Here is a 20,430-nt window from a genome sequence, read left to right on the forward strand (position 1 = left end):
AGGGACTGACCATGTCGATCTTCCTCAACAAGGACTCCAAGGTCATCGTCCAGGGCATCACCGGCGGCGAGGGCACCAAGCACACCGCCCTCATGCTCAAGGCCGGCACCCAGGTCGTCGGTGGCGTCAACGCCCGCAAGGCCGGCACCACCGTCACCCACGGTGACGTGTCGCTGCCCGTCTTCGGCACCGTGCGCGAGGCCATCGACACCACCGGTGCCGACGTCTCCATCGTCTTCGTGCCGCCGGCGTTCGCCAAGGACGCCGTGCTCGAGGCCATCGATGCCGCGATCCCGCTCGTCGTCGTCATCACCGAGGGCATCCCGGTGCAGGACGCCGCCGAGTTCTGGGCACACGCCAAGGCGCTCGGCGGGACGACCCGCATCATCGGCCCGAACTGCCCCGGCATCATCACCCCGGGGGAGTCGCTCGTCGGCATCACCCCGGCGACGATCACCGGCAAGGGACCGATCGGCCTCGTCTCGAAGTCGGGCACCCTGACCTACCAGATGATGTACGAGCTGCGGGACCTGGGCTTCTCGACCGCCATCGGCATCGGCGGCGACCCGGTCATCGGGACGACGCACATCGACGCGCTCGCCGCGTTCGAGGCCGACCCCGAGACCGAGGCCATCGTGATGATCGGTGAGATCGGTGGCGACGCCGAGGAGCGCGCAGCCGAGTTCATCAAGGCGCACGTCACGAAGCCGGTCGTCGGGTACGTCGCGGGCTTCACCGCCCCCGAGGGCAAGACGATGGGCCACGCCGGAGCGATCGTGTCCGGTTCCGCCGGCACCGCCGAGGCGAAGAAGCAGGCGCTCGAGGCCGCCGGCGTCAAGGTCGGCAAGACGCCGTCCGAGACCGCTGCGCTGCTGCGTGAGGTCGTCGCCGCCCGCTAGTAGCCATCGCCCGGCACACGGTCGGGACGAAGCCGGGAGGCTCGGTGCGGGTTCCGCGCCGAGCCTCCCGTCGTTCGGGGGTCGGCTCACGTATCCTCGCTGCGATGAACCGCCTGGGAACCGCTCTGCTCGCCGCGATCGAGGCGGTCGTGACGGTCGGCGTCGGCATCGGGATCGCACTGGTGCCGCTCACCCTGCTGTGGGGCTTCGAGTACGGCCTGCAGATCGACTGGGACGTGTTCTGGAAGGCCACCGGCAGCGTCTGGCTCGTCGGCCACGGCGTCGACGTCTCGTTCCTGCTCGGGTCGGCACTGGCGAAGAGCTCCGGGGTCAGCGGTGCCGCCGATCCCATCCACGTGACGCTCGCGGCGCTCGGCTTCGCGGTCGTGACCGCCTGGCTCGGCGCCCGCGCCGGTCGACGCTTCGCGGAGACCGAGCACCGGACCACCGGCCTGCTGGTCGGGACGGCGGTCGTCGCGGCGCTCGGCCTGGGCGTCGCGTTGTCGTCGACCTCCGCCGTCACGCAGCCGACGATCTGGCAGGCCGTGGTCCTGCCCGCACTGTGGTTCGGGATCCCGGCGCTCATCAGCTCGGAGGTCTGCCGACGACGGCGCGACCTGCCGGCGGACCCCGCCACCCAGCGTGTGCTCGACCTGCTCGACCGTGCGCCCGTGCTCTGGCGTGCGATCGCCGGGTTCGGTCTCCGTGCCGGGACCGCCGCCACCGGAGTCGTCGTCGCGTTCGCCGGGGTCGTCGTCGCGCTCCTGCTCTTCACCTCGTTCGCCGAGGTGATCACCCTGTACGAGCAGTCCCACGCCGGCGTGATCGGCGGCATCGCCCTCACCGTCGGGCAGCTCGCGTTCCTGCCGGACTTCGTCGGGTGGGCGACGTCGTGGCTGATCGGCCCCGGGTTCGCCATCGGCACCGGTTCGAGCGTGTCCCCGATCGCCACGACCCTCGGACCGATCCCCGGACTGCCGGTCTTCGGCGCACTGCCGACCTCGGGCCACACCTTCGGCCTGGTCTGGATCCTGGTGCCGGTGGTCGCCGGCTTCGCGATCGGCGGCTCGATGCGCCCGCGACTCGTCCGTGCGCTGGGGAACGCCGACTCCGCACTCCACCGAGCGTTCGCCGGTGTCGCGACGGGCATCGTCGCCGGTGTCCTGACCGGGCTGATCGCCTGGGTGTCGTCCGGATCGTTCGGCCCCGGGCGACTGGCCGACGTCGGCCCGCACGCCCTGGTGGTGGGTGGTTTCGCCGCGCTCGAGATCGGCCTGCCGGCGGTCATCGCCCTCGCCGCTGGCAGCGACCTCGTCCGCCTGCCCGACCGGGGCTGGACACGGGAGCGCTGGACCGAGGCGGACGACGACGACGCGGACCGCAGCGGAGCCGAGGCCGTGACGGGATCGCTCCTCGCCGCGCTCGACCAGGCCGGCGCGGGACGGACCACCGACGTGCACCGGTTCGTGGTCGAGGAGTCCCACGACGGGTCGACCGCTGCCCGCCCCCGCACCGCCGTGGACAGCCCGACGGAACCGATCGCCGACGAACCAGTCGCGCCGGCGCCCGTCGCAACGCCTCGGACGCCCCCGCGCGACCCGGACCACGACGTGGAACTGCCGGCCTGGGCGAAGACCGACGCCGTCGCCTCGGAGCGTCTGTCGGACGAGAGCCCGAGCGAACCCCGCTCGTCGGGACGTGCCGCGATGGGTGCCCTGCGCGATCGACTGCACGGTGCCGCCGACGGTGTGCGCGAGCGGGCCGGTGGACTCCGCGAGCGAGCTGGCGGACTCCGCGACCGGGTGACCGGTGCCGACGCCGAGCCTCAGCGCCCCGCGTCCGCTCCGGAACGGCCCGCCACGTCGACGTCCACGCCCGACCACACCGACGCGCAGCCGGCGTTCCCGTGGAGCACCGAGGAGTTCGTCGCCGGACGGGACGACGTCGACGACGAACCGGCCGCACCCGAGGCCCCCGCCGCCGCTCCCACCCAGGCGGCCCGTCCGACGAACTGGGACGTCACCGACCAGATCCCCGACGAGGAGCTGCCCTGGTGGCGCCGCCCGAAGGACGATCGCTAGCGCCGACGTCACGACGCGCGGGTCCCGGTAGGGTTGGTGCCGTGCTCGAACTGGTCGTCCTGATCTCCGGTACCGGGTCGAACCTCCGAGCCCTGCTCGAAGCGACCTTCGACGCCGAGTACCCCGCCCGTGTCGTCGCCATCGGTGCCGACCGCGATGCCGAGGGTCTCGGTCTGGGCGAGGAGTTCTCGATCCCCACCTTCACGGTGCCGTTCTCGCGCTACGAGACCCGCGCCGAGTGGGGGCAGGCACTCGCCGAGCAGATCCGCCCGTGGTCGCCCGACCTGCTGGTGCTCTCCGGCCTGATGCGCCTGCTGCCCCCGGCCGTGGTGTCCGAGTTCGCCCCGGGCATCATCAACACCCACCCGGCGTACCTGCCCGAGTTCCCCGGCGCCCACGGCGTGCGGGATGCCCTGGCAGCCGGCGTCACGGAGACCGGCGCGAGCGTCATCGCGGTCGACGACGGCGTGGACACCGGCCCGATCCTGGCCCAGGAGCGCGTCCCCGTGCTCCCGGGTGACTCCGAGTCGACGCTGCACGACCGCATCAAGCCGGTCGAGCGCCGCCTGCTCATCCAGACCATCCTCGACATCGCCAACGGCACCACCGACCTGAAGGGCACCCCGAGCGCATGAGCGTGCACGCAGCCGACCCCAGCCTCTACCGCGACCGTGACGTGGTGCCGGTCCGCCGCGCACTCATCTCGGTGAGCGACAAGTCCGGCCTGCTCGAGCTCGCCGGTGCCCTCGCCGAGTCGGGTGTCGAGATCGTGTCGACGGGGTCCACCGCCCAGACGATCCGTGACGCCGGGTACGCCGTCACCGACGTCGCGAGCGTCACCGGGTTCCCGGAGTCGCTCGACGGCCGGGTCAAGACGCTGCACCCGTCGGTGCACGCCGGTCTGCTCGCCGACCTGCGCCTCGAGTCGCACGAGCAGCAGCTCGCCGACCTCGGGATCGCGGCGTTCGAGCTCGTCGTCGTGAACCTGTACCCGTTCGTCGAGACGGTGGCCTCTGGTGCCGACACCGCGACCGTGGTCGAGAACGTCGACATCGGCGGCCCCGCGATGGTCCGTGCGTCGGCGAAGAACCACCCGAACGTCGCGATCGTCGTCTCGCCGTCGTCCTACGCCGAGGTCGTCGAGGCCGTCCGCGCGGGCGGCACCTCGCTCGAGCTCCGCAAGCGTCTGGCGGCCCAGGCCTTCGCGCACACCGCGGCGTACGACACCGCGGTGGCGTCCTACTTCGCCAGCGACGTCGTCGCGGCCGCTGCGGCGCCGACGACCAGCGGCGACATCCAGACGCCCGGTGCGTTCGACGAGCACCTCGGCTTCACCGCAGACCTGTCGGCCACGCTCCGCTACGGCGAGAACGCGCACCAGGCAGCCGCGTTGTACACGAGCACCGACGGCGCCGGCATCGCGCAGGCGACGCAGCTGCACGGCAAGGAGATGTCGTACAACAACTACGTCGACGCCGACGCGGCCGTCCGTGCGGCGTTCGACTTCGACACCCCCGCGGTCGCCATCATCAAGCACGCCAACCCGTGCGGCATCGCGATCGCCCCGGCGGACGCCGCCGACCCGATCGCCTCGGCCCACGCCGCCGCGCACGCCTGCGACCCGCTGTCGGCGTTCGGTGGGGTCATCGCCGCGAACCGTCCGGTCACCGTGGCGATGGCCGAGACCGTGAAGGACATCTTCACCGAGGTCGTCGTCGCCCCGGGCTTCGACCCCGAGGCGCTCGAGATCCTGTCGCGCAAGAAGAACATCCGCCTGCTCACGCTGCCGGCCGACTTCGCCCTGGCACCGCGCGAGGTCAAGCAGATCTCCGGCGGCTTCCTGGTGCAGGACGCCGACCGCTTCACGGCGTTCGACCAGTCCACGTGGACCCTGGTCGCCGGCGCGCCCGCCGACGAACAGACCCTCGCCGACCTGGCCTTCGCGTGGAAGGCGAGCCGTTCGGTCAAGTCGAACGCCATCCTGCTGGCGAACCAGGGCGCGAGCGTCGGGGTCGGCATGGGCCAGGTCAACCGGGTGGATTCGTGCCACCTCGCGGTGAACCGTGCCGGTGACCGCGCGACCGGCAGCGTCGCGGCGTCCGATGCGTTCTTCCCGTTCGCCGACGGCCTGCAGGTGCTGCTCGATGCCGGTGTGCGCGCGGTGGCCCAGCCCGGTGGCAGCGTCCGCGACGACGAGGTCATCGCCGCGGCGACGGCCGCGGGCGTCACGATGTACTTCACGGGTGAGCGTCACTTCTTCCACTGAGGCGAGCACCACTTCTTCCACTGAGGCGAGCACCACTTCGTCCACTGAGGTGAGCACCACTTCGTCCACTGAAGTGAACAAATCGCGGCACCCTATTGCGCGCTGAGAGTCACTGTGAATAGTCTGTAAGGCTCCGCGACAGGCAGCCGACGGTCCCTCGGGACCGGTGGCACCGCGGACACAACGGTGACGAAGACGACGACTGGAGTGACGATGGACAACATGACCGGAACCGTGGCGACGGCCGCCCGTGCAGGTCTCGTGTCCGTCGTGGGGACCACTCCCGCACGGCGATCCCTGATCGCACCGCGACCGCGCGTCGCGGCCGCCGTCTAGCCAGGCCGTTCCCACGGCCTCGCGGCGCCGCACGACCAGCGTCCGCGAACCACCCGCCTGAACCCGGGGGACGAGTGTCTCCCGGTGCCCTCCGGCCCGACCGACGTCACGCGAGTGACGGCGGAGGCGCGACCACGCGCCCGGCCGATGATCACCACGCAACGCCACACCGAGCCTCCAGGTCGAGGCCGCGCACGCACCGCACGCCAGCAGCAAGCAAGCAGCAGGCGGCCAGGGCGCAGCGCGACCCGGGGACCCGGCAGACGCATGAGGACGCAACGCATGTCCAAGTCGCCCACCACGGCGCGCCCGTCCACCTTCCGCGCGATCGCGCGGATCTACCCCTACGTGAAGCCCTACCAGGGGCGCCTCATCGGCGGCATGGCCGCAGCGATGGGAGCCTCCTTGGTGGCGCTCGCAATCCCCTACGTCCTGCAGTGGCTCGTCGACGGCCCGCTGTCATCGAAGGACGGCGCACAGATCTGGCCCGCCGGCCTCGGCGTGCTCGCCCTCGGTGTGCTCGAGGCGTTCTTCATCGCCTCGCGCCGCCGGATGGTGATGCGCCCCTCGACGCGGATCGAGGCCAGCATGCGGAACTCGCTGTACGCGAAGCTGCAGGACCTGCCCGTCGCGTTCCACGACCGGTGGGAGTCGGGGCAGCTGCTGTCCCGTTCCGTGTCGGACCTGTCGTTGATCCGCCGCTGGCTGGCCTTCGGTGTCGTCCTGCTCGTCGTGAACGTCGTGACGATCGTCGTCGGCTTCGTCGTGCTGTTCACCTTCGGGTGGCTGCTCGGGCTGATCTTCCTGATCGCGTCGATCCCGCTGTGGATCAACGGGCTGCTGTTCGAGCGTCGGTACTCCGTCGTCGCGCGCCGCAGCCAGGACCAGGTCGGTGACCTCGCGACGAGTGTCGAGCAGTCGGTGCACGGCATCCGCGTGCTCAAGGCGTTCGGCCGCGGCGGGTCGAAGCTCGAGGAGTTCAGCGAGCAGGCCGAAGCCCTGCGCGGCACGGAGATCAAGAAGGCGAAGGCCATCGCGAGCATCTGGCTGTGGCTGCTGCTCGTGCCGGACGTCGCGTTCGCGCTGTGCCTGCTCGCCGGCATCTGGCTGGCGTCGCAGGGCGAGATGACCGTCGGTCAGCTGTTCGCGTTCTTCGCGACGGCGACGGTGCTGCGGTTCCCGATCGAGTCGATCGGCTTCCTGCTCTCGATGACGTTCGACACCCGCACGGCGGTCGACCGCTTCTTCGAGGTCATGGACTCCGAGAACACCATCACGGACCCGAAGGACCCGAAGACGATCGTGGAGCCGCACGGTGCGCTGTCGTTCAACGGCGTGCACTTCCGGTACCAGGACTCCGCGCCGCAGTACCCGGACCTGATCAACGGCGTCGAGCTGCAGCTGCAGCCGGGCGAGACCATGGCGCTCGTCGGGCTCACGGGCTGCGGCAAGACGACGCTGCTCTCGCTCGTGCCGCGTCTGTACGACGTGACCGGCGGATCGGTGACGATCGACGGGGTCGACATCCGCGACCTCACCCGCGAAGAACTGCGCCGGCACGTCGGCGTCGCCTTCGAGGACGCCACCCTGTTCTCGTCGACCGTGCGTGAGAACGTGCTGCTCGGTCGACCGGACGTGCAGGGTGCCGAGGCCGAGGCGCTCATGCGCGAGGCACTCGACATCGCGCAGGCGTCCTTCGTGGACGACCTGCCCGACGGCGTGGACACCCGGGTGGGCGAAGAGGGGCTGTCGCTGTCCGGTGGACAGCGACAGCGCCTGGCGCTCGCTCGCGCGATCGCCGCGCGGCCGTCGGTGCTCGTGCTCGACGACCCGCTGTCGGCGCTCGACGTCGACACCGAGGCACGGGTCGAGGCGGGCCTGCGGCGCGTGCTCGCCGACACCACGTCGCTCATCGTGGCGCACCGTCCGTCGACGGTGACGCTGGCCGACCGGGTCGCCCTGATGGAGAACGGCGTCGTCACCGCCGTCGGGACCCACCACGACCTGATGGCCACCAACGAGCACTACCGCTACGTCATCTCGTCGCTCGACGACGACGACGCGACCGCACGACAGGAGGCGATGGCATGAGCCAGCAAGAGAAGAACCTGCCGCTGGACACGGCGGCCGGGCCGGGAGGCGCGGATCCCGTCGTCGACGACATCGCCGACGCGCAGTCTGCCGCGCCCGTCACCGCCTCGATCACCACCCTGGGCGTGCGCGGCGAGGAGCGCGAGGACTTCACCAAGGCGGAGAGCAAGCGCCTGCGGCGTCGCTCCCTCGCCCTGCTCGGTTCCCTCGCGGCCCCGCTGAAGCTCCGCCTCGTGCTGCTCGGGATCGTCGTCGTGGTCTCCACGGCGGGCACCGTCGCGGGCCCGGCGCTCATCGCGTGGGGCATCGACAACGCGCTGCCCGCCGTGATGGACCAGAACGACTGGGTGCCGGCGTTCGGCGTCGTCGCGACGTACATCGTCGTGGCCGTCCTCGGCGCGGTGCTCACCGCCTGGTACACCGTGCTCGCCGCACGGATCAGCCAGGCGATCCTGTTCGACCTGCGCAAGCGGGTGTTCCTGCACACGCAGCGGCTGTCGCTCGAGTTCCACGAGACCTACACGTCCGGCCGGATCATCTCCCGCCAGACGAGTGACCTCGACTCGATCCGCGAGCTGCTCGACTCCGGCCTGAACCAGCTCATCCAGGGCGTGCTGTACATGGTGTTCACCGCCGTGGCCCTGGTGTTGCTCGACCCGACGTCCGGGCTCGTGCTCGCGGTGTCGCTCGTGCCGCTCTGGTTCCTGATCCGCTGGTTCCAGAAGAACTCGCAGACGCTGTTCCGCGCCACCCGCGTCACCTCGGCGCGCGTGATCGTGCACTTCGTCGAGACGATGACGGGCATCCGTGCCGTGCAGGCGTTCCGCAAGGAGTCCCGCAACAAGGACGAGTACGGCGGCTTCGTCGAGGACTACCGGCTGGCGAACACGAAGGTGTTCAACCTGTTCGGGACCTTCGACCCGGTGCTCGTGCTCATCGGCAACGCCACGCTCGCCGCGGTCGTCATCGTCGGTGGGTTCCGGATCGTCGGCGGGACGCTCGAGGTCGGTGCGCTGCTCGCGGTCGCGCTGTACGCCAAGCGCTTCTTCGACCCGGCGCAGGAGCTCGCGATGTTCTACAACGGGTACCAGTCGGCCTCGGCGGCGATGGAGAAGATCTCCGGCGTCCTCGAGGAACGGCCGAGCGTGCCGGACCCCGTGAAGCCGGTGAAGCTGGCCGACGCCACGGGCAAGATGGACTTCGACGAGGTCGTGTTCGCGTACAACGCGGGCAAGGTCGTGCTGCCGGAGTTCGACCTGCACATCCCGTCCGGGCAGACCATCGCGCTCGTCGGGTCCACCGGCGCCGGCAAGTCGACGCTCGCCAAGCTCATGGCGCGCTTCTACGACCCGTCGCACGGTTCCGTGCGGCTCGACGGCGTGGACCTGCGCGACCTCGACACGAAGGACATGCGCCGCGCGATCGTCATGGTCACGCAAGAGGCCTACTTGTTCTCCGGCACGGTCGCGGACAACATCGCGCTCGGCAAGCCGGGGGCCTCGCGCGCCGAGATCGAGGCGTCCGCCAAGGCGGTCGGCGCGCACGAGTTCATCATGGCGCTCCCCGACGGGTACGACACCGACGTGAACAAGCGCGGTGGTCGTGTCTCGGCGGGACAGCGGCAGCTGCTCTCGTTCGCGCGGGCGTTCATCGCGGACCCGAAGGTGCTCATCCTCGACGAGGCCACGGCGTCGCTCGACATCCCCTCGGAGCGGCTGGTGCAGGAAGGGCTCGAGACCCTGCTCGCCGACCGCACCGCGGTGATCATCGCGCACCGCCTGTCCACCGTCGCGATCGCCCACCGGGTACTCGTGATGGAGCACGGGAAGATCGTCGAGGACGGCACCCCTGCCGACCTCATCTCGGGTACCGGGCGGTTCGCCCAGCTGCACGCGGCCTGGCGCGACTCGCTCGTGTAGGACGCAGCCGGGCTGCACCACGTGGTTGGCTTGCTCCATGAGCAACGACAGCGTGCAGCCCGGCGGCGTCGCCCTGCGCGACCCCTTCTACGGCGCACCCTTCACCGAGGCCGTCCGGCGGTTCTGGCGGAAGTACACCGTGTTCACCGGACGGGCCTCGCGTGCCGAGTTCTGGTGGTGGTGGATCACGTCGCTCGCGATCGGACTCGTGCTGCAGCTGGTCCCGCAGGCGTTCACGCCGGACACCGCGCTGTTCGAGAACCCCGTCGGGTCCTACCTGTTCGTCCTCTGGGGCCTCGCGACCCTGATCGGGTCGCTCGCCCTCGGTGCCCGACGGCTGCACGACGCCGGCCTGTCCGGCTTCTGGCAGTTCCTGCACGTCGTACCCGGCATCGGCTCGCTCGTCGTGTACGTGCTGTGCCTGATCCCGACGAGCCCGAAGGGCGAGCGCTTCGACCGCTGACCGGCGGCGGACGGACGGCCGACGTGCGCGGGCCCGACGTCAGAACGGGTCGTCCGCATCCGTGGACGGCGACCAGCGGGCACGACGCATGTCGAGCCTCCAGGCCGCCGTCCCCTGCGCGAGGGGCGTGCCCTCCGCGCGGTAGTGCTGGAGCGCACGGGCTTCGTGGTGCAGCGGTGGGTGCCCACCCGCGCGCACCACGCGCCACCAGGGCAGGTCGGCGCCCTCGTGCGCCATCACCTTGCCGACCGCACGCGACGCGCGTGAGCCGAGCGCCGCGGCGACGTCGCCGTACGTCATGACGTGACCCGGCGGGATCATCCGGACCACCTCGGCCACCGCCGCCCCGAAGTCCTGCTCCGGCGCGGGGGCGTCGTCCTCGGGCACGTCGTTGGTGAGTGCGTCGTCGGAGACGTACTAGAGCGTCAGGACCGCGAAGTGGTCGCCGTACTGGGTCTCGCGGACGACCTCGAAGCCCACGGCGCGGAAGAACGCCTCGGGGCTGTCGTCGCCACCGGGCTCGTACACGACCGTCAGGCGTTCCTGCCCGCGGCTGCGCGCTTCGTCGGCCAGGCCGTGCACGGCGAAGCGGCCGACGCCGCGACCCTGCGCCGTGCCGGCGACGTTGACCCGCCAGATGGCGCTGCGCAGCTCTTCCTGCGCGTTGTCCGCGTCGAACGAACCGATGATGAGGCCCAGGACCTCGTCGCCGTCCAGAACCACACGGGTCCACGCGGAGCTCGGCTTGACGTCGGACTCGGCGACCCCGTAGGTGGTCGGCTGCACGAACTGTTCCTGACCCGGCTTGAGCGTCAGGGAGTTCGCCGCGGCAGCGGTCTTCGCGGAGAGTTCTTCGAGACGCAGGTCGGCCATGCGGCCAGGGTAACGGTGCGACCCGTGTGGGGGCCAGCGCGGACGGCAGACCGAGACCGCACCGTTGCCGCGGTATGGTCGCGGAATGGCAGAACATCGGCGTGGAGCGAACCTCCCGTCGATCGGCGGGTTCAACCGCACGGTCGTGCTCGATGCCGTCCGACGCTCGCCGGACGGCCTGAGCCGCGTCGAACTCGCCTCGCGAACGGGCCTCAGCGCGCAGACCGTGTCGAACGTCACCCGGTTCCTGATCGAGGCCGGCATGATCGTCGAGTCCGGCACCGTCGTCGCCGGTCGGGGCAAGCCGCGCACCATCCTGCGGCTCGAACCCGGCAGCCGCTACGCCGTCGGCGTGCACGTCGACCCGGCCGTCGTCACCTACGTGCTCCTCGACCTGGCCGGCACCGTCGTCGCCTCGTCCACCACCTCGACGCCGACCGCCGACGACCCGTCCGAGGTCGTCCGCACCATCGGCTCCGCCGTCGACGGCCTGATCGCCGACGCCGGCGTGGACGTCGACGGGGTGCTCGGCGTCGGGATCGCCAGCCCCGGCCCCATCGACGTCGACGCCGGCATCGTCGTCGACCCGCCGTTCCTGCCCCGGTGGCGGGACGTGCCCCTGCGCGACGCGCTCGCCGAGGCCACGGGCTACCCCGTCCTGCTCGAGAAGGACGTCACGGCCGCTGCGGTCGGCGAGATGTTCCTGGCGGGGGAGTCGTCGGCGCGGAACTTCGCGTTCGTGTACTTCGGCACCGGGTTCGGCGTCGGGCTCGTCGTCGACCACGAACCCGTGCGCGGGGTCGGGTCGAACGCCGGGGACGCCGGGCACATCATGGTCGACCAGCGATCGCTCGCCGGCACCCCGGACGGGTCCGGCACCCGCGGCGAGGTCGGTGCGGCCGTGGCGCCGGATCGGCTCGTGCGGATCGCGCGGGAGCGGGGGGTGGCGTTGTCCGGCAGCGGTGACGCTGCTGGTGCGGTTTCGTCCGGTGGTGCGGTCTCGTCCGGTGGTGCGGTCTCGTCCGATGGCCCGGTCTCGTCCGACGGGTCGGTCGACGCGGTGAACCGTGCCTGGGACGAACTCGCCGAGGCCATCGCCGCCGGCGACGAGGCCGCGATCACGCTCGCCGCCGAAGCCGGCACCGTCATGGGCGACGCCGCCGTCGTCATCGTGAACCTGCTCGACATCGACCGGGTCGTGTTCGGCGGACCATTCTGGTCCCGCATCGCGAGTGCCGCACTGCCTGCCGCCCGCGCGGCGATCGTCGGGTCGCCGTTGCTCGTGCCGAAGCACGCGGTCGACGTGGTCGAGAGCGACCGCGGTGCCGACGTCGCCGCGGTGGGGGCCGCGTGCCTGGTGCTCGACGCCGCGTTGTCACCGCGGGCGAGCGGGCTGCTCATCCGCCGCTGACCGCGGTGCATCCGCCGCTGACGGCGGTCGGGGCGGCTCGCACCGCCCGCTACGCTGCGAACCGACGGATCCGCCAGGTGGGCGGCGAACGACGGGGGACACATGACGGACAACGGCGCCGCGGGCACGATCGACCGACGCTGGGCGAAGGTCCGGCCACTCGTGTTCCGGACGATCATCGGCGCGGTCGTCGCAGCCGGGCTCGTCGGCATCGTGGCGGTGCTGGTCGGCGACTTCGGACGGGTCGCGGTGCAGCTGCTCCTGACGATCGTCGTGGTGGTCGTCTTCGCCCTGCTGTCCTGGTACGACGCCGACGTCTCGTCACGCCGATCGGGCACGTTCGCGTTCGTCAGCATCGCCACGTCGATGTACCTGCTCGTCGCGGGGCTGTACAAGGTGTGGCTCGCCCCGACGGACTCCTCCGGCGATGACGGCCTCTGGCTCGTCGGCGAGCGGTTCTGGCACTGGATCTGGCTCGTCGGCGTCGCCCGCGTGGCGCTCCTGCACGTGCACCTGCTGCTCGTCATCCACCGCCGCTACCCGACACCGGCACTCCAGGTCGTCGCGAAGGCCACCGTCGGGGTCATCGCCCTGCTCGCACTGCTGCTGTCGATCCCGCTGCTCGCACCCGACGTGGACTACGCCCGCGGCTACTGGCGACTCGTCTGGGTGGTGGTCATCCTCGACCTGCTCGGAACGGTCGTCGTCCCGCTCAGCAACGCGCTCTTCCGCCCGCGGGGCGCCGTCCCGGCGGGGGCGGTCGGAGCGTGGCCGACGCCGGAAGCGCCGCCGGCAGCACCCCCGCTGGCGCCCGCGGCACCGATCGCGACGTGGGCCGCCACTCCGGTGCCCGATGCCCCGACGGCTGCCACGGCTGTCACGGCGGCCGGCCCGGTCAGCGCGGACCGGTACCGGTACGAGCCACGTCCGGCGTCGTCGCGTGCCCTGGCGTGGCCGCGGTACGTCGATGGCACGCCACTGCCAGCGCTGCCCGACGGGTCGCCCGACTTCTCCGGGGTTGCACAGGGCTGAGGGGTCGCGGGCGCCGAGGGATCCCGGCGCTGGGGCGCCGCACGACACCTGTCGTTCACCGGGCGGCCACCGGTCGGATGCCCGGGTGCTGAACAGTCGTGCAGGTCTCCCCTCCCCTCCCGAGAAGGACCTGCATGCGCACTCCTGCCCTGCGCCCCCGCTCCGTGCGGATCGGTGCTGCCATCGTCACCGCGCTGGCCCTCGGCGCCGGTGTCGTCACGGCCAGCCCGGCACTCGCCGCCGTCGGTGACGACGACCCGAGCGTCGGCGCCGCCGCCCCGAACGGCCTCGTCGTCAACGAGGTCGAGTCGAACGGCGACGACACCGACTGGGTCGAGCTCGCGAACACGTCGTCGGCGTCGATCGACCTGACCGGCTACGCGTTCCTCGACGACGACAGCACCCACGACGCCTACGTCCTGCCCGCCGGCTCGACGATCGCCCCCGGCGGGTACTTCGTCATCGACCAGCTCTCGGCGACCGCGCCCGGGTTCGACTTCGGGCTCGGCGGCGCCGACACCGCGCGGGTGTACGACCCCGCCGGCGACCTGGTGCTCCGGTACTCGTGGACGAGCCACGCGGTGGTCACGTACGGCCGGTGCGCCGACGGGACCGGTGCGTTGGTCGACACCACCGCGTCGACGAAGGGGGCCGCCAACGACTGCTCCTCGCCCGTGCGCATCAACGAGGTCGAGTCGCAGGACGGCACCCCCGGCGACTGGGTGGAGCTGACCAACGTCGGCAGCACCACGGTCGACCTGGGCGGGTACGTCCTCAAGGACAGCGAGGACGACCACGCGTACACGATCCCCGCCGGCACGACGATCGCGGCCGGGGGCTTCACCGTCCTCGACGAGGCGGACTTCGGCTTCGGACTCGGCAAGGCCGACTCCGCCCGGGTCTTCGATCCGCGGGGTGCGCTGGTCGACTCGTACTCGTGGACGGCCCACGCTGCCGCCACGTACGGCCGCAACCCGGACGGCACCGGCGACTTCGCCGAGACCGCCGAGTCGACGAAGGGCACCGCGAACCGGTTCGCCGGAGTCGTCACCGCCGAGCCGTGGCCCGGCGGCCCGGACGAGACCGTGCTCGACGACGAGGACACCTTCACCGGTGACCTGAGCGGCATCGACTGGACCACGTCCAGCACGTCCGAGGACGGCCAGCTCTGGGCCGTGCAGAACGGCGACGGCCTGCTCTACCACCTGACCTCGGACGGGCGGGGTGGCTGGGCGCCGTCGAACGCCGCGGGCACGGACCTGCGGTACGCCGACGGCACGGGGACCCCGGACGCCGAGGGCGTCACCGTCACGAGCGACGACCCGGGCGCCGTGTACGTGTCGACCGAGCGGGACAACGACGTGTCGAAGACCAGCCGTCCGTCGGTCCTGCGGTACGCCACCACCGACGGGTCCGAGTCGACCCTGCGCGCCACCGACGAGTGGGACCTCGCAGCCGACTTCCCGGGGCTCGGTGCGAACGCTGGCCTCGAGGGCGTCACCTGGATCCCGGACTCGTGGCTCACCGAGCAGGGCTTCGCCGACGAGCACACCGGCGCGGCCTACGCACCGTCGACGTACGCCGGCCACGGCGAGGGGCTCTTCTTCGTCGGCGTCGAGGGCACCGCGAGCGTCTACGCCTACGCCCTGATGGCGGACGGCTCGTTCCAGCGCGTTGCCACCATCGGATCGCCGTTCGCGGTCGTGGCCGACGTGCAGTTCGACCCGACCCTCGACGCGCTCTGGGTGGTGTGCGACGACGCCTGCGCCGGACGCACCGCGCTGTACGAGCTGACCGACGGTGCCTTCACCGCAGCGAAGGTCTTCGAGGCTCCGTCGAACGCGGACCGGACGCTCGCCAACGAGGGCTTCGCGATCTCCGTCGTCTGCACCGACGGGCAGCGTGCAACGTTCTACGCCGACGACAACGACACGGACGGGTTCTCGCTCCGCACCGGGACGTACCCGTGCGAGGGCGGCGGCACCGACCCGGGCACGGACCCGACGCCGACTCCGACTCCGACCCCCACGCCCACCCCCGCTCCGGGTGACGGCGGATCGACGCCTGCGCCGACCCCCGGGACCGGTGGACCGACGCCGACCCCGTCGCCGACCGCTCCGATCGCCCCGGTGGCTCCCTCGGAGACCGGCCTGACCGACACGAACCGTGGGGGCGTCTCGGCCCCGTCGTCCGCCCGCGCGGGAGAGACCATCACGGTCACGGTGGGCACGCAGTACGCCGGCGACCGGGTGAACGTGTGGCTGTACTCGACGCCGACGCTGCTCGGCACCGTGACGGTCGGCGCTGACGGCACGGTGCGCGTCACGATCCCGGCCGATGCTCCGGCTGGCGAGCACCGCATCGTCGTGACCGCTGCGGACGGCACGGTGCTGGGCTGGACCCCGATCACGATCACCGCTGACGGGCAGCTCGCGTTCACGGGCGCCGAGGGCCTCGGTGCCGGAGCACTCGTCGCGTTCCTGCTGCTCGCCGCGGGCGCGGGTGTGCTGATCGCCCGACGTCGTCGCCGGGCCGCCGCGGAGTAGTCCCCACGCCCCACGGGGGCAATTCGTGAGCAGGAATGGTCGGGTTCGCTCAGCGGACCCGACCATTCCTGCTCACCATGCGTGATCAGCAGTCCTCGCCGCCCCCGCAGTAGCGTCGCACCATGAGCATCGACGTCCTCCGGTACACCGCCTTCGCCGCCGAGCCCGGGGGTGGCAACCCCGCCGGACTGGTCCTCGACGCAGCGGCACTGACCGACGACGAGATGCTCGCCGTCGCCCTCGAGGTCGGCTACCCCGAGACCGCGTTCGTCGTCGGCGCCACGGCGACGGGCCCGCACGTCCGCTACTTCTCGCCCGCCGCCGAGGTGCCGTTCTGCGGGCACGCGACGGTCGCGCTCGCGGTGGCGCTCGCCGAACGGCAGGGGCTCGGCCGCCGGGTGTTCACGACGGCCGCCGGCGAGGTCGCCCTCGACGCCACCACCGGCCCGGACGGGGTGGTCCTGGTCGCGATGACGAGCGTCGAACCGGCGACGCGGGACATCGACCCGGCGCTCCTCGGGCGGTTGTTCGACCTGCTCGGGCTCACGGCCGACGACATCGCGCCGGACTTCCCGGTGCTCGAGTCGTTCGCCGGCAACTGGCACCCGGTGCTCGTGCTGCACGACCGGGAGCTCTTCCATCAGTTCCGGTTCGCACCCGGCCCGCTCGCCGACCTCAAGCGCGAGGCCGGCTGGCAGGGGACGGTCACGGTGCTGCTCCGGACCGGGGATCGCGAGTACGAGGCGCGGAACCTGTTCCCCGCCGGCCGCATCACCGAGGACCCGGCGACGGGTTCGGCGGCAGCGTCGACCGGGGCGTACTTGCGCGAGACCGGTGCCGTCGAGCCGGGGGACCGCGTCGTCATCCGGCAGGGGCGCCACGTCGGTCGTCCGAGCCTGCTGCTCGTCGACGTGCCGGAGTCCGGCGGGATCACCGTGACGGGGAGCGCGACACCGATCGACTGACGGACGTTCCTTCCCAGAGCGCGTGCGATGGGAAGCGAAATCGGGCGTACCTGGTCGAAAGTTCCGACCAGGTACGCCCGATTCGACCAGGTACGCCCCAAACAGCAACGCCCCGACGCGCGCGGCGCGAAAAACTCCTTGACACGGATAAGTCCATACGCTGGACTAATCCTGCGCGCGGGCGATGGAGCCCGCGGATGTCACCCGTGCAAAGGAGCACCGATGAAACGCACCCGCATCATCGCCGGACTCGCAGCCGTGGCCGTCGCCGCGGTCGGCCTGGCAGGCTGCTCAGCCTCGGGGTCCGCCTCGAGCGACACGATCAAGATCGCGTACCAGAAGTTCGGAGCCTTCCAGCAGCTCGACGCCCAGATGAAGGTCGTCAAGAAGGAGTACGAGAAGGACAACCCGGGCAAGAAGGTCACGCTCGTCCCGATCCAGGCCCAGGGCAACGACTACTACACGAAGCTCGCGCTCATGAACAAGGCGCCCGCGACGGCTCCCGACGTCATGTACGAGGACACGTTCCTCGTCAAGGCCGACGCCGAGGCCGGCTACCTCCTGCCGCTCGACAAGTACACGGCGAAGTGGAAGGACTGGGACCAGTTCTTCGACAACGCCAAGCAGGCCGGCCAGGGTGACGACGGCAAGATCTACGGCGTCCCGATGGGCACCGACACCCGTGCGCTCTGGTACAACAAGGACATCTTCAAGTCCGTCGGCCTGCCCGTGCCGTGGCAGCCGAAGACCTGGGACGACGTGCTCGCCGCGGCGAAGACGATCAAGGACAAGAAGCCCGACCTCATCCCGTTCAACATCTACTCGGGCAAGGCGCAAGGCGAGGCGTCGACCATGCAGGGCTTCGAGATGCTCCTGTACGGGGCGGACGGCTCCGGCAACACGCTCTACAAGGACAAGAAGTGGGTCACGGGCTCGAAGCAGTTCGAGGACTCGCTGCAGTTCGTGAAGGACGTCTACCAGGGCGGCCTCGGCCCGACACCGCAGCAGGCGCTCGACACGAACGTCGGCACGACCATCGCGCAGACGTGGCTGCCGAAGGGCAAGCTCGCGATCGACCTCGACGGTTCGTGGCAGTCCGGCACGTGGCTCAAGTCCGGCACCGCGCCGTGGGCCGAGTGGAACGACGTGATGGGTCAGGCACCGATGCCGACGCAGAACGGTCAGGACCCGGGCTACAACTCGATGTCCGGCGGCTGGACCCTGGCGGTCGGCGCGAAGTCGAAGAACCCGCAGGCGGCGTTCGACTTCATCACGAGCTTCCTCGACAAGGACGGCTCGCTGAAGTACGACACCGAGAACAGCCAGATCGCCGTCCGCAAGGACGTCGCGGACGATACCGCCTACACCGACGCCAACCCGACCTTCAAGTTCTTCTCCGGACTGGTGGAGAACACGAACTTCCGCCCGGCGACGAGTGACTACTCGCAGGTGTCCAACGCGATCCAGGTCGCGATGGAGTCGGTCATGACCGGACAGCAGACGCCGAAGCAGGCGGCTGCCGTGTACGACAAGGCCGTCACGCAGGTGGTCGGCAAGGAGAACACCGTCTCGGCTGGTTGACGGACGTCACCCACTGACGGACGGGAGGCGCGGGGCGGCCCCGCACCGCGCCTCCCGGTCCGTCCTTCCCCACCTTCGGAACCCCTCCGCACCCGGAAGGCACCCATCGTGTCCAGCACCCCCCTCGCGCCGACGCTGTCGGCGCCCGGTGCGCCGAAGCGCACCGATCCACCCGTGCCGCGCAAGCGGCGACCACTGCGGAACGTCGGTCGAGCGGTCCCGCTCCTGCCCGCCCTCGTCCTGCTCGTCATCTTCCTGCTCGGCCCCGTCATCTCGTCGTTCTACGGGTCGTTCACGAACTCCGCACTCACCGGCGCCGGCGCTGCCGACCAGCAGTTCGTCGGCTTCCAGAACTACGTCGAACTGTTCCAGGACCCGGACTTCCCGAAGTCCGTCATCCTGACGGTCGTGTTCCTGCTCGCCTCGGCGGTCGTGGGACAGAACGTGCTGGGGCTCGGCCTCGCACTCCTGATGCGCTCGGCCAACAAGGCCGTCCGCGCGATCGTCGGCACGTTCGTCGTCGCCGCCTGGGTCCTGCCGGAGATCGTCGCCTCGTTCGCCGCGTACGCGTTCTTCAACGACGAGGGCACGCTCAACGAGTTCCTGAAGTCCATCGGCATCAGCGGACCGAACTGGCTCTACACGTTCCCGATGTTCGCCGTGATCCTGGCCAACATCTGGCGCGGTACGGCCTTCTCGATGCTCGTCTACTCCGCCGCCGTGCAGGAGGTCCCCGAGGAGATCACCGAGTCCGCCGAGGTCGACGGTGCCACGGGGTGGCAGCGCCTCGTCTACATCACCCTGCCGGTGATCCGACGGAGCATCTCCACCAACCTGATGCTGACGACGCTGCAGACGCTGTCGGTCTTCACCCTCATCTTCGTGATGACCGGGGGTGGGCCGGGCACGAACTCGTCGACCCTGCCGATCCTCGCCTACCAAGAGGCGTTCAAGTTCTCGCAGCTCGGCTTCGGGACCGCGATCGCGACCATCCTGCTCGTGGTGGGGGCGGTCTTCTCGATCATCTACATCCGAGCCCTCAAGCCGGAGGTGGACTGATGGCCATCACTGCCCCGTCCCTCGACCCGACCACCACCCGCTCGGTGACCGCTCCCGGTTCGCTGCACATGACGTCGCCCCGCGGCCGCACCATGCGGTGGGTGGCGAACACCGTGCTGCTCGTCATCGCGGTGTGCTTCGCGGTCCCGCTGCTCTGGCTCGTCCTCGCCTCGGTCGACACCCAGGCGTCGCTGTCCGTGAAGCTGCCGACGCAGTTCACGCTCGACAACTTCACCAAGGTGCTCACGCCCGAGCTGTCGTTCATCCCGCTCGCGAACAGCCTGCTGCTCTCCGGCGGCACGGCAGTCGTCACCGTGGTCTTCGCACTGCTCGCCGCCTACCCGCTGTCCCGCTACAAGATGCGGGTCAACAAGCCGTTCCTGTACAGCATCCTGTTCGGGACCGGCCTGCCGATCACCGCCATGATGGTGCCGGTCTACGCGCTGTTCGTGTCGCTCAACCTGATCGACAACGTGTGGGGCTGCATCTTCTTCCTCGCCGCGACGTCGCTGCCGATGGCGATCTGGATGGCGAAGAACTTCATGGACTCCGTGCCGATCTCGCTCGAAGAAGCTGCGTGGACCGACGGGGCGTCGATGATGACCACCCTGACGCGCATCGTCGTCCCGCTCATGCGTCCGGGCATCGCCGTCGTGTTCATCTTCGTGTTCATCCAGGCGTGGGGGAACTTCTTCGTCCCGTTCGTCCTGCTGCTCTCGCCCGACAAGGTGCCCGCCGCGGTGAGCATCTTCAACTTCTTCGGGCAGAACGGGGCGGTCGCGTACGGACAGCTCGCCGCGTTCTCCATCGTCTACTCCGTGCCCGTCATCGCCCTCTACGTGATCGTGTCCCGAGGCCTCGGCGGCGGCAACGCCCTCGCCGGCGGCATCAAGGGCTGATCCGCTGGC

The 20,430-nt window shown here is 70.7% G+C and carries 16 protein-coding genes; 14 read left to right on the forward strand and 2 right to left on the reverse strand.

What is annotated here, in order from left to right; genetic code table 11:
• The first annotated feature begins 11 nt into the window (after positions 1–11).
• The 7 genes from sucD (at position 12) to EDF31_RS09880 (ending at position 10,055) form a co-directional block, all read left to right on the forward strand.
• The gene (gene sucD, locus EDF31_RS09850) at positions 12–899 is read left to right on the forward strand and encodes a succinate--CoA ligase subunit alpha (protein WP_123340958.1); all 888 of its coding nucleotides are present in this window, start codon (positions 12–14) and stop codon (positions 897–899) included.
• 104 nt (positions 900–1,003) lie between these two features.
• Positions 1,004–2,980, forward strand: coding sequence for a DUF6350 family protein (locus EDF31_RS09855; RefSeq protein ID WP_131845995.1), 1,977 nt, complete (start codon positions 1,004–1,006; stop codon positions 2,978–2,980).
• A 41-nt stretch (positions 2,981–3,021) separates the two neighbouring features.
• Positions 3,022–3,615, forward strand: a complete 594-nt coding sequence (purN, locus tag EDF31_RS09860; RefSeq protein WP_131845996.1) for a phosphoribosylglycinamide formyltransferase — start codon at positions 3,022–3,024, stop codon at positions 3,613–3,615.
• Positions 3,612–5,246, forward strand: a complete 1,635-nt coding sequence (gene purH, locus EDF31_RS09865) for a bifunctional phosphoribosylaminoimidazolecarboxamide formyltransferase/IMP cyclohydrolase (protein ID WP_131845997.1) — start codon at positions 3,612–3,614, stop codon at positions 5,244–5,246. Before purN ends, purH begins: the two co-directional genes overlap by 4 nt.
• A 618-nt stretch (positions 5,247–5,864) precedes the next feature.
• Positions 5,865–7,673 carry an ABC transporter ATP-binding protein gene (locus EDF31_RS09870; RefSeq protein ID WP_131845998.1) on the forward strand — a complete coding sequence of 603 codons (1,809 nt, stop codon included), beginning with the start codon at positions 5,865–5,867 and terminating at the stop codon, positions 7,671–7,673.
• Complete coding sequence (locus EDF31_RS09875) at positions 7,670–9,592, forward strand: ABC transporter ATP-binding protein (protein ID WP_243649961.1); 1,923 nt, start codon at positions 7,670–7,672, stop codon at positions 9,590–9,592. The genes EDF31_RS09870 and EDF31_RS09875 overlap by 4 nt, the downstream gene beginning before the upstream one ends.
• A gap of 37 nt (positions 9,593–9,629) precedes the next feature.
• On the forward strand, positions 9,630–10,055 hold the full coding sequence (locus EDF31_RS09880; protein WP_123293233.1) for a DUF805 domain-containing protein: 426 nt from the start codon (positions 9,630–9,632) through the stop codon (positions 10,053–10,055).
• A 39-nt stretch (positions 10,056–10,094) separates the two neighbouring features.
• On the opposite strand, the gene EDF31_RS09885 is transcribed toward EDF31_RS09880, so the two are convergent.
• Together EDF31_RS09885 and EDF31_RS09890 are read right to left on the reverse strand one after the other, a co-directional pair.
• Complete coding sequence (locus EDF31_RS09885) at positions 10,095–10,442, reverse strand: MGMT family protein (protein ID WP_131845999.1); 348 nt, start codon at positions 10,440–10,442, stop codon at positions 10,095–10,097.
• Positions 10,443–10,472: 30 nt separating this feature from the next.
• Positions 10,473–10,928: a GNAT family N-acetyltransferase gene (locus EDF31_RS09890; RefSeq protein WP_111085338.1), complete on the reverse strand. Its 456-nt coding sequence runs from the start codon at positions 10,926–10,928 to the stop codon at positions 10,473–10,475.
• A gap of 85 nt (positions 10,929–11,013) precedes the next feature.
• Here EDF31_RS09890 and EDF31_RS09895 point away from each other — a divergent pair, with 85 nt between their 5' ends.
• From EDF31_RS09895 to EDF31_RS09925, 7 genes are all read left to right on the forward strand, one after another.
• Positions 11,014–12,339, forward strand: coding sequence for an ROK family transcriptional regulator (locus tag EDF31_RS09895; protein WP_131846000.1), 1,326 nt, complete (start codon positions 11,014–11,016; stop codon positions 12,337–12,339).
• Positions 12,340–12,441: 102 nt separating this feature from the next.
• Positions 12,442–13,371, forward strand: a complete 930-nt coding sequence (locus tag EDF31_RS09900; RefSeq protein ID WP_131846001.1) for a hypothetical protein — start codon at positions 12,442–12,444, stop codon at positions 13,369–13,371.
• A gap of 134 nt (positions 13,372–13,505) precedes the next feature.
• Entirely contained in the window at positions 13,506–15,917 is a 2,412-nt protein-coding gene (locus EDF31_RS09905) for a lamin tail domain-containing protein (protein WP_131846002.1), read from the forward strand.
• A gap of 122 nt (positions 15,918–16,039) precedes the next feature.
• Positions 16,040–16,882, forward strand: coding sequence for a PhzF family phenazine biosynthesis protein (locus EDF31_RS09910; RefSeq protein ID WP_131846003.1), 843 nt, complete (start codon positions 16,040–16,042; stop codon positions 16,880–16,882).
• A gap of 222 nt (positions 16,883–17,104) precedes the next feature.
• Positions 17,105–18,463, forward strand: a complete 1,359-nt coding sequence (locus tag EDF31_RS09915; RefSeq protein WP_123293238.1) for an extracellular solute-binding protein — start codon at positions 17,105–17,107, stop codon at positions 18,461–18,463.
• 174 nt (positions 18,464–18,637) lie between these two features.
• Positions 18,638–19,522 (forward strand): sugar ABC transporter permease, encoded by an 885-nt coding sequence (locus EDF31_RS09920; RefSeq protein ID WP_235035790.1) that lies wholly within the window; start codon positions 18,638–18,640, stop codon positions 19,520–19,522.
• Between the two features lie 68 nt (positions 19,523–19,590).
• Positions 19,591–20,421 (forward strand): carbohydrate ABC transporter permease, encoded by an 831-nt coding sequence (locus EDF31_RS09925; RefSeq protein ID WP_173169120.1) that lies wholly within the window; start codon positions 19,591–19,593, stop codon positions 20,419–20,421.
• Positions 20,422–20,430: the final 9 nt, after the last annotated feature.

Origin of the sequence: Curtobacterium sp. PhB142 (assembly GCF_004341255.1) — a bacterium.
GTDB lineage: Bacteria > Actinomycetota > Actinomycetes > Actinomycetales > Microbacteriaceae > Curtobacterium.

What these genes read in the sequence shown, in the direction of transcription:
- EDF31_RS09875 (WP_243649961.1), top strand. Translation starts at nt 7,670, where the DNA reads ATGAGCCAGCAAGAGAAGAACCTGCCGCTGGACACGGCGGCCGGGCCG.
- EDF31_RS09890 (WP_111085338.1), bottom strand. Translation starts at nt 10,928, where the DNA reads ATGGCCGACCTGCGTCTCGAAGAACTCTCCGCGAAGACCGCTGCCGCG.
- EDF31_RS09915 (WP_123293238.1), top strand. Translation starts at nt 17,105, where the DNA reads ATGAAACGCACCCGCATCATCGCCGGACTCGCAGCCGTGGCCGTCGCC.
- purH (WP_131845997.1), top strand. Translation starts at nt 3,612, where the DNA reads ATGAGCGTGCACGCAGCCGACCCCAGCCTCTACCGCGACCGTGACGTG.
- EDF31_RS09910 (WP_131846003.1), top strand. Translation starts at nt 16,040, where the DNA reads ATGAGCATCGACGTCCTCCGGTACACCGCCTTCGCCGCCGAGCCCGGG.
- EDF31_RS09905 (WP_131846002.1), top strand. Translation starts at nt 13,506, where the DNA reads ATGCGCACTCCTGCCCTGCGCCCCCGCTCCGTGCGGATCGGTGCTGCC.
- EDF31_RS09855 (WP_131845995.1), top strand. Translation starts at nt 1,004, where the DNA reads ATGAACCGCCTGGGAACCGCTCTGCTCGCCGCGATCGAGGCGGTCGTG.
- EDF31_RS09895 (WP_131846000.1), top strand. Translation starts at nt 11,014, where the DNA reads ATGGCAGAACATCGGCGTGGAGCGAACCTCCCGTCGATCGGCGGGTTC.
- sucD (WP_123340958.1), top strand. Translation starts at nt 12, where the DNA reads ATGTCGATCTTCCTCAACAAGGACTCCAAGGTCATCGTCCAGGGCATC.
- EDF31_RS09900 (WP_131846001.1), top strand. Translation starts at nt 12,442, where the DNA reads ATGACGGACAACGGCGCCGCGGGCACGATCGACCGACGCTGGGCGAAG.
- EDF31_RS09925 (WP_173169120.1), top strand. Translation starts at nt 19,591, where the DNA reads ATGACGTCGCCCCGCGGCCGCACCATGCGGTGGGTGGCGAACACCGTG.
- EDF31_RS09880 (WP_123293233.1), top strand. Translation starts at nt 9,630, where the DNA reads ATGAGCAACGACAGCGTGCAGCCCGGCGGCGTCGCCCTGCGCGACCCC.
- EDF31_RS09870 (WP_131845998.1), top strand. Translation starts at nt 5,865, where the DNA reads ATGTCCAAGTCGCCCACCACGGCGCGCCCGTCCACCTTCCGCGCGATC.